Below are 12,131 nucleotides of genomic sequence, written 5' to 3' on the forward strand. Positions count from 1 at the left end.
AATCTTCACCTGACCCAAAATACCTCGGCGGCAGCGCCCCCTGCCGCCGTCAAATCCAGAACTTCTCCTGCACTGTTGCCCGACGCATACCGTCGGGTGTTTCGACCTCGACAACTGTCCCGGCGTCCCAATGGCTCAGCCGCAACATTCCAATCGATACAATGGTCGAAAAGTCCGGAGACCACGCGGCCGACGTCACCTGACCGACCCGTTTTCCATCTGCAAAAATGGACCACGGACGATCACAGGGCGGCACGGCGTCGCCCTCGATGGCAATCGGGCGAATCTGTTGTACCGGGCCTTCCTTGGCCACGCGCAGCAAGGCGTCGCGACCGATACACCCGATAGCTGTATGCGTGTTGCAGAACTTGCCCAGACCACATTCATGCGGCGTGTTGTCGTCGGTCATGTCATTGCCATAAGACAGCAACCCGCCCTCGATCCGTTCGATCAGGTTGGGGCAGCCTGCGCGCACCTGCAGGTCTTCGCCAGCGGCAAACAGAGCGTTCCACAGTGGCATCCCGATATCCGAGCCCTCGACGTAAATCTCGAACCCGCCCTGCTTGGAATAGCCTGACCGCGCCACCGCCAGATCGCGGCCCTGGAACTCGAACATGTCGAACTTAAAGAACCGGATGTCGCGCACGCGATCACCAAAGACCCGTGCCATCAGTTCATCCGCCTTTGGCCCCTGTACGGCCAGCGGCGACACGTCCGGCTCATCCACCAGAACATCCAGCCGGTACCCGTTGGCGATGCCCTTGACCCACAGCAACAAGTCACTGTCCGCAATGGAAATCCACCAACGATCATCGGAGAGTTTCACCGCCACCGGATCGTTCAACATCCCACCGGTTTCATCGACGATGGGCACATAAAAACACTGCCCCGGAAGCATTCCCCGCAGATCGCGCGGTGTCAGCATCTGCATTAGCCTGGCAGCATCCGGGCCGCGCAATTCGACCTGCCGCTCGCACGAGACATCCCACACCTGAACATGGGATTTCAGGTGGCGATAATCCGCTTCGACGCTTTCGAAAACCGTGGGCAACAACATACGGTTGTAGACCGTGTATCCCTTGACGCCGGCGGCCTCGACCCCATCGGAAAACGGGGTGCGCCGCAACCGGCGAGATATGGAAATCTGCGGCATTCAAGCCTCCTTGGGCATAAAGACCAGATCACTGACAGGCGCGACCGATCCGGTTTCGGTCAGCATCTGGTGCAACTGTCCACGATGATGGGTCTGGTGATTGAACATGTGGATGACACACTGCGCGTAAGGCAATGTAACATCAGCTTCTTTTGCGGCCGAGAACCAGGTGAAGTCACCGGTTAGTGGCACATCGCCCAGCGATCCCGCCCATTCAGCAATTCGCGCATCGACTGTTTCACAAAAGGGCAGCCATTCGGCCAGATCGGCGCATAACGAAACACTCTCGGGGATACCGCCCCCCGGTCCTTCGCCCTTGTCAAAGCGAGAGATCCAAATCCAATTGCCCCACAGCAGATGGTTCGCCGTTCCCATGATGGACCCAAAGAACGCCCCCCGTTCTTTGGTCAGATCATCAAGAGTCAGCGCTTGCAGAAAGCCGGATAACTGGCTGTTTTGCCACCGGTTATATCGCGCCATCTCTTGCGCATAGGCGCCGGTGATCATCATTTCGGACCATGCCAGTCAATCGGGCAAATCTCGGCCGACTTGCCACCGAAATCCCAGACACGGCCATAGTCCCGCACCTTGGATTTGGTGCCGCGCGCCACGATGATGTCTGGCCCCATCCAGTATTTCGAGTTCGAAACCATCACCGGATGCTCGGGGTCTTTGCCCGCCAGCATCTCGATCTCGCCCTGAATCTTGCGACCGATCACGATGCGACGTTTGTTGCCGTCGCGCTCGATCTGGACCGGAGCGCGTTCGGCCCCGATGATCTCGCTCACCAACATGGTGAACAGACCAGTGGTGCCGCCAGCCTGACCGCTGAAGATTTGCAGCAGCCCGTTATAGGCTTTACCGCTGGCGCGCTCGTCTACGTAGGCCGCGACTTTCCATTGGCCCTCTCCCATGCGGCCGGGAATATCGACCAGCAGGCCTACGTTCAGACCGGACAGGTCTTCGCCCTCGTAATGGCCTTCGTCGATGATGACACCCATCCACGCGTGGCAATGCCCTTCGGTCGGAGGATGCGCGCCCAGAGACACCACGCACGGGCAGAACACATCGCACGAGCAGTTCAGGATCAGCTCGCCCTTGATCGCCCAGTCCGTCGGGCTCATCTCGCGCCGTTTGGGGTTGGGCATACGGCTGTCGATGCGTTGGCTGATCGGCAGCCTGTCAGCCTCGGGTTTTCGGTTTTTAGCCATATACTTATCCTCCGTAAGCAAAGGGATAGATCAGCAGGACAATCCCCCCTGCGATCAGTGCAAACCCCATCGGCCGCGTTATCGCGTGGCCAATCTGAGGCAATTTTTCAAGAACCATGAACAGTGTCGCCAGGCCCATCCACAGCAGGCTCATGACGCCACCAACAAACCCAAGCGCCATGAAGCCCCAGCAGCATCCGACGCAGAACGCGCCAAGGCCCAGCCCCATACGCAGGCCACCTGAAAAACCGGTTTTCCAGTGGCCCAGGAAATAGGTCATGGGGGCGTGGCATACGCCGTGGCAGACCTCTTTCGCACGGGTGAACTGGAACGCGCCGACCGCGATCATCAGGCCGCCGGCAAACCAGCCGGATTTGGCAATGCCCAGCATGTCGACGACGCCGCCGTACAACAGAGCCAGCTGAACGCCGGTGATCAGCGCAGCAAAACCGACCCAGACGATGAAATACCCGGCCAAAACGCCGATCCACCCCGCACGCGTGCCATTGGCGCTGCGGATCAGGTCCTCGTAACTGCGCAGGGTTGGCACCAGCGTCGGCAGCATCATGGCGGCCATCATGATCGCCCACATCCAGAACAGCGGCCCGAATTCGGCCATGGGCATATACATGTCCATACGGGGATCCATTGCGGCCATCGCTTGCCCCATCGGGCCAGGCCGACCGATCCAGTCCAGATCCATGTCGCGGCTCATTGTGAACATCATCCACCACGCCCACAGGATCAGAATATAAAATCCCAGCCACAATCCGCTGCGTAGAACTGCGCGACTCACGTGTCCCTCCCGACTCAGCCCTTGCTTTTCAAATGTCAGACTTTTAAATGTCAGACAAATAAAAATTTCACCGACGGGCTCCGGAAAATGAAAATCGAACCTCAGAAACCTTCTGATTTATCCGCCCAAATCGCTCAGGCCATACGCGATGCTATCATTTCGGGCGAGTTGATCGTGGACGAACGATTGCCGTCCGAGGCGGAATTGTCCGAACAGTTTCAGGTGTCACGCCCGACCGTACGCGAGGCGCTCAAACGGTTGGCGGCGCAATCACTGATCCGAACCCAGCGCGGTGCCAGTGGCGGCGCTTTCGTGAACCGGATCAGCTTTGAGGACGCCTATTCGCAGCAAGTCACCACTTCGACCCTGCTGCTATCGATGAACGCGATTAGTTTCGACACTGCGTGCGAGGCCCGTTTTGCTCTGGAGCGCGCCTGCGCCCCCCTATCGGCGCAACGCCGCACGGCTGATCAACTGGCCACCATGCGGGCCGAGATTTTCCGTCAGTCGCAACCCGGCCTGACGGATGAAGCGTTTTGTTCTTCGGATGTCTCCTTTCACCGCGCTCTGGTGGATGGGGCTGGAAATCCGGTTCTGTCATACCAACTGGCCGGGGCCGTTGAGGCGATGCAGCCCTTGATGAACATGATCACCTTTACCGCCCGATCCCGCGAAGAGATCATCGGCCTGCACAACCGCATCGCCGACGCGCTGGAGGCCCGTGACGAAGCAAAAGTTGACGCAGCGCTGGTTGAACTTGAAAACTACACGCGCAAACTGGCGCAGGACGTGGCCCAGAAACACCGCAAGCCCGCGTGACGGAGGAATGATGGTAACAGCGCTGAATGTAATCGCCGCACTATTGACGATTGGCTTTGGCCTGTTCGGATTTCTGGCTCCGGCGTTCACCGCCGCATCGCTAGATTTGGCACCGACCGACAGCAACATGGGGCTTAGCGAGATGCGCGCCTCGGTCGGCGGGCTGTTCGTAGTAACTGGTGTGGCGGTGCTGTGGCTGAACAACCCGATGGCCTATGCCATGCTTGGGGTCGTCTACGCCGGGGCAGCGCTGGGTCGGTTCGTCTCGGTCATTCTGGACAATCCCCCCTTGGTCAAAGCGGTGACATTCGGTGGAATCGAACTGGTCCTGGCGCTGTGGCTGATCCTGGCGAACTTCAACAGGCCCGCCTAAGCGTTTGTTTTTACTTCTACCGTTCTTCGCAATTCCCGGTTTGCATCCGAACGTCCGCTCACCTATATAGGGTATGTCCTTCGGGACTATGGACATAAACGCGCTCGTAATAAGCGGATCGGACCCGGGGGCGGTACCCGGCGGCTCCACCAACCATCCTTCGTTTGAGGATTTTGGGGCCGAAACAGGATCGACGAACGTCTAAAGGGGTTAGCTTTGTCTCGGCTGTCTGCCACCGTTATCGGCGAAAATAGTACAATTGCAAACGACAATCGTGCTCCGGTTGCAGTTGCTGCGTAAGCAGTAACAAGACCGAAACTTAAGTCCTTGCGCCTAGCCGCGTAAGGCGGGGTTCGCAGGTACCTGGCAACAGAAACCTGCATTTCCCCTTAATGTCTGCGGTTTATCCCTGATCTTGTTCACGTTCAGGGTTTCTTCACCCTTACGTTTCATTCTCAGCCCAACAGGAAAAGGAGAGCTGGGATGTCACACGCCGATATACTCAGAAACTGGTATGCCGAGGTTTGGGAAAACGGAAACGTTGATGCCATCGACCAGTTCTTTGCCCCCGATACCATGGCCGAGGGGCTGATCCCCGAAATGCAGGTCGGCGCGGATGACTTCCGCGATCTGGTCATGGCCTTTCGGCATGTGCTGGGGGATATCAAGGTCGATCTTCCGAAGATCATCGAAGACGGTGATTGGGTGTCCGGAATTCTCCACGTCAGCACCACACGGGCAGATAACGGGGCGCCGTTACAGGCTACCGGCAGCGTCATCGCGCGCTTCAAAGATGGCCGGATGGTCGAGGCGTATAACCAGTTCGACTTTATCTCTCTGTTCGAACAGCTCGGCCAATTTCCGCAAGACACCCTGCCCGTCTGCATGACCGGACAAAGGTTGGATTGGGCCTGACGCAAGCAACGCAATCTTGACCCCTTTGGCGCTTGATCGTAAGCAAGGGTCATGGGGTAAGATTGCGAACGCCCCGTGAGGCGCCAGCCCAAGTTTCGCATGTATCCGTTTGCATCAGGAGACATGCCATGCCCGCGCCCAACGCGATCACACCGAAACAGTTGCTACGCCTGATCGGAACTCCGCAGGCGCCGGTCTTGATCGACATTTGCCTTGACCCGGATTTTGAGGCCGATCCCTTTCTGATCCCCGGTTCCGTTCGCCGTCCCGCCATGGATATCGACGGCATTGCCGACAGAGTTGGTGATAGGAACGCCGTCATCATTTGCCAAAAGGGCAAGAAGCTCAGCCAAGGGGTTGTGTCCTGGTTGCGTAGTAAGGGATTTGAGGCCGAATTTCTGGAAGGCGGGATGTATGGCTGGCGCGATTTGGCGGATGCGCCCCGGGTTCCGGCCTCGGCCCTACCCACGCGCGAGGATGGCCGATCGGTCTGGGTCACACGCCACCGGCCCAAGATCGACCGGATCGCTTGCCCGTGGCTGATCCGTCGTTTCGTGGACCCCGTTGCGCAATTCTTGTTAGTGGCCCCGTCCGAGGTTGAAGCCACAGCCAAAGCCTTCGACGCGACGCCATTCGATATCGAGGATACGTTCTGGTCCCACCGAGGTGACCGCTGCACCTTTGATACGATGCTGGACGAGTTTCAGTTGCACACCCCTGCCCTTGACCGGCTTGCCACTGTGATCCGCGCTGCGGATACCAACCGTCACGATCTTTCGCCAGAGGCCGCCGGTCTGCTGGCGATATCGGTAGGCCTGTCGCGGCAATACCGGGACGACCATCAGAACCTTGAGGCAGGTCTGCACCTGTATGACGCTCTGTATCGCTGGGCCAGAGACGGGTTTGACGAACACCACGATTGGCCGACGGATCGTAGATCATGACCCCATCTATTGCGGAGCTTGTCCGCGTGTTCGGCCGCATCGGCCTGCTGTCCTTCGGCGGCCCGGCGGCTCAGATTTCGCTGATGCATCAGGAACTAGTCGAAAACCGCCCCTGGCTGGATGAGCAGACCTATCTGCGGGCCTTGTCGCTGTGCATGTTGTTGCCCGGCCCCGAGGCGATGCAGTTGGCAACTTATGCCGGCTGGCGTCTGCGCGGAGTGACCGGCGGTTTGATCGCCGGAGCCTTGTTCGTGCTGCCCGGAGCCTGTGTTATCGCAATTCTGGTCGGGCTGTACGCCGCCTTTGGTGATCTGCCGGTGGTTCAGGCCGGGTTTCTGGGGGTGAAGGCGACGGTCATCGTGATCGTATTGCAGGCGCTTCGGAACCTGTCGCGCAAGGCGCTGACCGATACACAGCACCGCGCCATCGCAGGGCTTGGATTCCTCGCCATCTTTGCGCTTAACCTACCCTTTCCGCTGATCATTCTGGCCGCGGCGATATGGGGATACGTTACCTTTGACGGTCAAGCGCGGGCCGACGACATTCCCATTGCGCCCAAAGTTACCGGTACGTTTCGCACCGCCGCTTTTTGGCTGGCAATGTGGCTTGGGCCGCTGCTAGCACTGACCCTTACGGGGCAAAAACTGCTGAGTGATCTGGGCTGGTTTTTCGCCCGCCTCGCCGTTGTCACCTTTGGCGGAGCCTATGCCGTGCTCGCCTATATGACCCAGACCGTCGTGGACAAATACCACTGGGTCAGCACGGATCAGATGATCGACGCACTGGGATTGGCCGAAACAACTCCAGGGCCATTGATTCTGGTGACCCAATTCGTCGCCATGCTGACCGGCCAGATGACAGGTGGCGCCTCTCTGGCGATCGCGGCCGGCGCGGTTGCTCTTTGGGCCACGTTCGTTCCCTGTTTTCTCTGGATTTTTCTTGCGGCGCCCTATCTGGATCAACTGGCGGCACGTCCTAGATTATCGGCTGCACTTCATAGCATCACCGCCGCAGTCGTGGGTGTGATTCTCAACCTGTCCCTATGGTTCAGTCTGAACGTTCTGTTTCAGAAAATCCCCGAAGTATCATGGGGACCTGTGACACTGCCCTGGCCCGAGCTGACCAGCCTCAACCCAGCCGCGCTGATCCTAACAATGCTCGCTGGACTGTTGATTTTTAAGTTTAAATTTGGAATGGCGACCACATTGGTAATCATGGCCGCAATCGGAACCGGACTGCATTACGTTTAAACAATCCTCACACAGGCGGTCTTTCGTTTCCGATGAAATCCCCTATGCTGAGGGTAACCACTTTTGAGGATGACACATGTCGCAAGACATCGACTATGGGAACCTGATGCACACCGCCATGCGCGGGCTCATCAAAACCGTTCTGACCAGCGTTTCCGACAATGGCCTGCCCGGGGCACATCATTTCTTCATCACCTTCGACACCCGCCAGGACGGCGTCGAACTGGCGGATTGGCTGCGCGAGCGGTACCCGGAGGAAATGACCATCGTCATGCAGCACTGGTTCGAAAACCTTGAGGTCGGCGACGACGGGTTTGCGATCACGCTGAATTTTGGCGATGCGCCGGAACCTCTGTATATCCCTTATTCTTCGATCAAGACGTTCGTTGACCCCTCGGTCGAATTTGGGCTGCGCTTTGAGAGCCCCGAGGACGAGGATGAGATTGAGCATCACATCGAAGAATCGATTGAGGTTGAAGAAGACGACAACCACCACGACGCCGAGGTCGTCTCACTCGACAGTTTCCGTAAGTAAGCGCCCGGCGTTCCTATTGCTTTTTCAGGAACGTATTGACCGAGCGTGATTTCACCCCGTTGCGAAATCGTGAAAACGACAGGTCCAGACCGCCCTCTGCCAGAGTGCGGTCGAACTGCTGCAACTCATAATCTCCGGTCTCGCCGATGAACAGCGAGAACACGGTCAGCGTGTCGCCTTCGATGCGCCCCCAGACAAACGGTTCGCCCTGCATCGGGTCCAGTGGGACCTCATGCCCGAATACGTTGCGCTTCATGGCAGCGGAATACACGTCAGATCGGTCGGACTGCTTGAAATCTATCGAAAATTTCTGATCTTTGACCCGACCATCCGCCTTGTAGGTAATGGTCGTCCAACTGACATTGAAACCATCTTTCAATTCTTGAATCGACACGCTCATGTCACGTGGCGTTTCACTGCCATCTTCATCTACAAGATTGGCAGATCCGACGTAGCTACCGACGAACGGAGCAATATCCCCCGCATGAGCCTGTAGCCCGGTAATTGCGGACCAAATGAGTACACCCAATGAAAAGGCAATAATTTTCAGGGGATAAGTTCGAACCAATATGCTCACCTTAGCCTCCAACTAGTTGATCCACCTATTGTAGCCGACCCGATAGCGCGCACAATGCGTTTCAGTGCGATTTTCCCGATCCCTTCCGGCTATACCTCTGGCGCCCCTGGGTTTATGGTGCGCGCAACTGGCCGATTGCACGATGACAGAGTTACGGGTAAACGGCATACGACTGCATACACGACGGAGTGACCGATGTCTCAGACCCGCACCGAATCCGACAGCTTTGGCCCGTTGGAAGTCCCTGCTGACAAATATTGGGGTGCCCAAACGCAGCGTTCGATCATAAACTTCCCTATTGGCTGGGAAAAGCAGCCCGTCGCCATCGTGCGCGCGCTGGGTGTGATCAAGAAAGCCTGCGCGATGGAAAACAAAGCCATCGGTAAGCTGGACGCAACGATTGCGGACGCCGTCATTCAGGCCGCCGGTGAGGTGATTGAGGGCAAGTTTGACGACAACTTCCCACTGGTCGTTTGGCAGACTGGGTCGGGCACCCAGTCGAACATGAACTCGAACGAGGTGATCGCCAACCGCGCGATTGAGATTCTGGGCGGCGTGATCGGTTCGAAAGACCCGGTGCACCCGAATGACCACTGCAACATGGGTCAATCCTCGAACGACACTTTCCCGACTGCAATGCACATCGCCACGGCGATGAGCGTGCGTGACGTGCTGCTGCCGGGTCTTGAGAAATTCGCTTCAGCGCTGGAAACCAAAGCGAAAGAGTTCACGGGCATCATCAAGATCGGCCGGACTCACACGCAGGATGCAACGCCGCTGACGCTGGAGCAGGAGTTCGGTGGCTACGCGCACCAAATCCGTCAGGGTATTGCCCGCGTCCATGCCTCAATGCCCGGAATTTACGAGCTGGCCCAAGGCGGTACGGCCGTTGGCACCGGTCTGAACACCCACAACGGCTGGGATGAGGCCGTGGCCAGGAACATGGCAGACATCACCGGCCTGCCCTTCGTAACCGCGCCGAACAAGTTCGAGGCCCTGGCAGCCCATGACGCCATGGTCTTCCTGTCGGGCGCCTTGGCGACCATCGCGGGCTCTTGCTACAAGATCGCGAACGACATCCGTCTGTTGGGCTCTGGCCCCCGCTCGGGCCTGGGTGAACTGATCCTGCCGGAAAACGAGCCCGGCTCGTCGATCATGCCCGGTAAGGTGAACCCGACTCAGGCCGAGGCGCTGACACAGGTCGCCGCGCATGTGATGGGCAACGACGCAGCGATGAAGTTCGCCGGCTCGCAGGGGCATTTCCAACTGAACGTCTACAACCCGATGATGTCTTACAACCTGCTGCAGTCGATCCAACTGCTGGGCGACGCCACCGACAGCTTTACCGAGCGAATGCTGTTGGGCATCAAGGCCAATGAACCGCGTATCGACAAGCTGATGAAGGAATCGCTGATGCTGGTGACCGCGCTGGCGCCGACCATCGGATATGACAATGCCACCACCGTCGCCAAGACGGCGCACAAGAACGGCACGACCCTCAAGGAAGAAGCCATCGCATTGGGCTTTGTCGATGAAGAGACTTTCGACGCCGTTGTTCGCCCCGAACATATGATTGGTCCGAAAGACTGATGGGTAAGCCGGTCAATCTGAACCGGTATCGAAAAGAAAAAGCGCGGGCCGAGAAAAAGGCCCGCGCGGATCAGAACGCTGTCAAATTCGGCCGCAGCAAGGTCGAAAAGATCGAAGCCAAGTTCGAGCAGAACAAGCAGCGCCGCGACATCGACAATCACGAGTTGGATGAATGAGCGGGCGTCCAGTCAAACGATCACTGACCCTGAAAGGGCATCGCACTTCGGTGTCTCTGGAAGACGAATTCTGGCAGGCCTTTCGCGACATTGCCAAAGAAAAAGATATGCCAATCAACGCACTGGCCGCTGAAATTGATGTAAATCGCGACCCCGAGATTGGTCTGGCCTCTGCCATCCGTGTTTTTATCCTGCATTGGTATCGCTACTGACCCTTGCGTCCATTACGGCGATGCGCTTAGAGTGATCGAGAACAAAAAGGGTACATTTATGAGCCAGACTGTCCTCGGCCCGGATGGCCAGCCACGCTGCGCTTGGTGTCAGGCAGCACCGGAGTTTTTTGAATACCACGACAATGAATGGGGCTACCCGGTGGCTGACGACCTGCGTCTGTTCGAAAAGTTGTGTCTCGAGAGTTTTCAATCGGGCCTAAGTTGGCGCACAATCCTGGCCAAACGTGAAAACTTCCGCAAGGCGTTTAATCAATTCGATTTCAACGCGGTAGCCAAGTTTGATGAAGCGTATGTCGAACGCCTGCTAGAGGACGCAGGCATTATCCGCCATCGCGGCAAGATCGAAGCCGTCATCAACAACGCCCGCCGCGCGCAAGAGCTGGTGGCAGCAGAAGGGTCTATCGCCGCATATGTCTGGCGGTACGAGGCCGACAACCCACCCGAACCCCAAACAGCGTCGACCTCACCCGAGTCCATCGCAATGTCGAAGGACTTGAAGAAACGTGGCTGGAAGTTCGTCGGGCCGACCACGGTTTTTGCATTCATGCAGGCAATGGGGTTGGTGAACGACCACGCCATTGGGTGTTCCATGCGTGAAAAAGCGGCGCAAATGCGCCGCGAATTCACCAAACCGGAATAGAGCCTCTTAGACCGAGGCGCGGAAGATCTTGTCGATATTGCCACCCAATGCGGCGTTGAACTCGGTATCCGATTGCTGCTTCGACAGCCCCTCGGTCAGTGCGCGCGAGAACGAAGCGATCATCTTGCCGTTCTGATCCAGCAGATCACAGGCCTGCTCGGTCGAATAGCCGCCCGACAGTGCCACAACGCGCACAACGCGCGGATGATCGGCCAGTTCGTCATACAGGTTCGCCTGGCTGGGGATGGTCAGCTTCAGCATGATGTCTTGACCGTCGGCCAGTTGGTCGAGGTTTTTCAGGATTTCGGCCTTCAGGATATCCTCGGCCTCGGCTTTGGTGGCGGAATTGATATTCACCTCGGGTTCGACAATCGGGACCATGCCGGCGGCAACAACTTCGCGGGCCACATCAAACTGCTGTGCTACAACGGCAGCGATGCCTTCGGCGTTAGCTTCGTGGATCACCGAACGCTCCTTGGTGCCAAAGACGCCATTTGCCTTGGCCAGAGTTTCAGCCAGGCCCGGGATCGGTTTCATCATCTGAACGCCGTTGGCCTGGTCCTCCAGACCCTTGTCGATTTTCAGGAACGGAACGATACCCTTCTGCGACCACAGATAGTCTGCAACCTTACGGCCTTCGATCTCTTCGCCCAGAGTGCGTTCGAACAGGATGGCACCGATCACTTTGTCCTTGGTGAAGTCCTCGGCCAGAATGATCCGCGCGCGCATTTTCTGGATCTCGCCGAACATCTCTTCGTCCGAACTGTATTCCGAGGCATCAACCCCATAAAGCGCCAGCGCCTTGGGCGTCGAGCCGCCACTTTGATCCAGGGCTGCAATGAAGCCCGCGCCGTTAGACATCTGCTCGCGCTGTTCTGCTTTGGACATAAGACTTTCCCGTTCAATGATGATTCCGCGT

Annotated in this window: 16 protein-coding genes and 1 other RNA gene; 11 read left to right on the forward strand and 6 right to left on the reverse strand. The window is 57.6% G+C overall.

Going from position 1 to position 12,131, the window contains the following annotated elements:
- Positions 1–49: 49 nt before the first annotated feature.
- Genes ACR0KW_RS01285 through ACR0KW_RS01300 form a run of 4 tightly spaced genes read right to left on the reverse strand, consistent with a single transcriptional unit; the run spans position 50 to position 3,160 of the window.
- Positions 50–1,153: a dimethylsulfoniopropionate demethylase gene (locus ACR0KW_RS01285; protein WP_480803395.1), complete on the reverse strand. Its 1,104-nt coding sequence runs from the start codon at positions 1,151–1,153 to the stop codon at positions 50–52.
- Positions 1,154–1,663: a DinB family protein gene (locus ACR0KW_RS01290; RefSeq protein WP_480803396.1), complete on the reverse strand. Its 510-nt coding sequence runs from the start codon at positions 1,661–1,663 to the stop codon at positions 1,154–1,156.
- Positions 1,660–2,364, reverse strand: coding sequence for a DUF1326 domain-containing protein (locus tag ACR0KW_RS01295; RefSeq protein ID WP_170324851.1), 705 nt, complete (start codon positions 2,362–2,364; stop codon positions 1,660–1,662). The genes ACR0KW_RS01290 and ACR0KW_RS01295 overlap by 4 nt, the downstream gene beginning before the upstream one ends.
- 4 nt (positions 2,365–2,368) lie before the next feature.
- Entirely contained in the window at positions 2,369–3,160 is a 792-nt protein-coding gene (locus ACR0KW_RS01300; protein WP_480803397.1) for a DUF2182 domain-containing protein, read from the reverse strand.
- Between the two features lie 87 nt (positions 3,161–3,247).
- On the opposite strand from ACR0KW_RS01300, the gene ACR0KW_RS01305 reads away from it, so the two are divergent.
- The 7 genes from ACR0KW_RS01305 to ACR0KW_RS01335 all read left to right on the forward strand — a co-directional run bounded on the left by ACR0KW_RS01305 (position 3,248) and on the right by ACR0KW_RS01335 (position 7,996).
- Positions 3,248–3,979, forward strand: a complete 732-nt coding sequence (locus ACR0KW_RS01305) for a FadR/GntR family transcriptional regulator (RefSeq protein WP_480803398.1) — start codon at positions 3,248–3,250, stop codon at positions 3,977–3,979.
- Between the two features lie 10 nt (positions 3,980–3,989).
- Positions 3,990–4,352 carry a DUF4345 family protein gene (locus ACR0KW_RS01310; protein WP_480803399.1) on the forward strand — a complete coding sequence of 121 codons (363 nt, stop codon included), beginning with the start codon at positions 3,990–3,992 and terminating at the stop codon, positions 4,350–4,352.
- Positions 4,353–4,388: 36 nt separating this feature from the next.
- Positions 4,389–4,736, forward strand: a transfer-messenger RNA (tmRNA) gene (gene ssrA / locus ACR0KW_RS01315).
- Positions 4,737–4,835: 99 nt separating this feature from the next.
- The gene (locus ACR0KW_RS01320) at positions 4,836–5,267 is read left to right on the forward strand and encodes an ester cyclase (RefSeq protein WP_480556112.1); all 432 of its coding nucleotides are present in this window, start codon (positions 4,836–4,838) and stop codon (positions 5,265–5,267) included.
- 128 nt (positions 5,268–5,395) lie between these two features.
- Entirely contained in the window at positions 5,396–6,211 is an 816-nt protein-coding gene (locus ACR0KW_RS01325; protein WP_480803400.1) for a chromate resistance protein ChrB domain-containing protein, read from the forward strand.
- Positions 6,208–7,461: a chromate efflux transporter gene (gene chrA, locus ACR0KW_RS01330; protein ID WP_480803401.1), complete on the forward strand. Its 1,254-nt coding sequence runs from the start codon at positions 6,208–6,210 to the stop codon at positions 7,459–7,461. Before ACR0KW_RS01325 ends, chrA begins: the two co-directional genes overlap by 4 nt.
- Before the next feature lie 76 nt (positions 7,462–7,537).
- Positions 7,538–7,996 carry an SspB family protein gene (locus ACR0KW_RS01335; RefSeq protein ID WP_480803402.1) on the forward strand — a complete coding sequence of 153 codons (459 nt, stop codon included), beginning with the start codon at positions 7,538–7,540 and terminating at the stop codon, positions 7,994–7,996.
- A 13-nt stretch (positions 7,997–8,009) separates the two neighbouring features.
- Here ACR0KW_RS01335 and ACR0KW_RS01340 read toward each other — a convergent pair whose 3' ends face one another.
- Positions 8,010–8,540, reverse strand: a complete 531-nt coding sequence (locus ACR0KW_RS01340; protein ID WP_480804184.1) for a hypothetical protein — start codon at positions 8,538–8,540, stop codon at positions 8,010–8,012.
- 228 nt (positions 8,541–8,768) lie between these two features.
- On the opposite strand from ACR0KW_RS01340, the gene fumC reads away from it, so the two are divergent.
- From fumC to ACR0KW_RS01360, 4 genes are read left to right on the forward strand one after another with little or no spacing between them, the layout of a single operon-like run.
- Positions 8,769–10,163, forward strand: coding sequence for a class II fumarate hydratase (gene fumC / locus ACR0KW_RS01345; protein ID WP_480803403.1), 1,395 nt, complete (start codon positions 8,769–8,771; stop codon positions 10,161–10,163).
- Positions 10,163–10,339 (forward strand): DUF4169 family protein, encoded by a 177-nt coding sequence (locus ACR0KW_RS01350; protein ID WP_480803404.1) that lies wholly within the window; start codon positions 10,163–10,165, stop codon positions 10,337–10,339. The genes fumC and ACR0KW_RS01350 overlap by 1 nt, the downstream gene beginning before the upstream one ends.
- Positions 10,336–10,551: a ribbon-helix-helix domain-containing protein gene (locus tag ACR0KW_RS01355; protein ID WP_480803405.1), complete on the forward strand. Its 216-nt coding sequence runs from the start codon at positions 10,336–10,338 to the stop codon at positions 10,549–10,551. Before ACR0KW_RS01350 ends, ACR0KW_RS01355 begins: the two co-directional genes overlap by 4 nt.
- A gap of 58 nt (positions 10,552–10,609) precedes the next feature.
- Complete coding sequence (locus ACR0KW_RS01360; protein WP_480803406.1) at positions 10,610–11,212, forward strand: DNA-3-methyladenine glycosylase I; 603 nt, start codon at positions 10,610–10,612, stop codon at positions 11,210–11,212.
- A gap of 6 nt (positions 11,213–11,218) precedes the next feature.
- Here ACR0KW_RS01360 and ACR0KW_RS01365 read toward each other — a convergent pair whose 3' ends face one another.
- Positions 11,219–12,100: a fructose bisphosphate aldolase gene (locus tag ACR0KW_RS01365; RefSeq protein ID WP_480803407.1), complete on the reverse strand. Its 882-nt coding sequence runs from the start codon at positions 12,098–12,100 to the stop codon at positions 11,219–11,221.
- Positions 12,101–12,131 lie beyond the last annotated feature (31 nt).

This window comes from Ruegeria sp. CG11 (assembly GCF_056537245.1).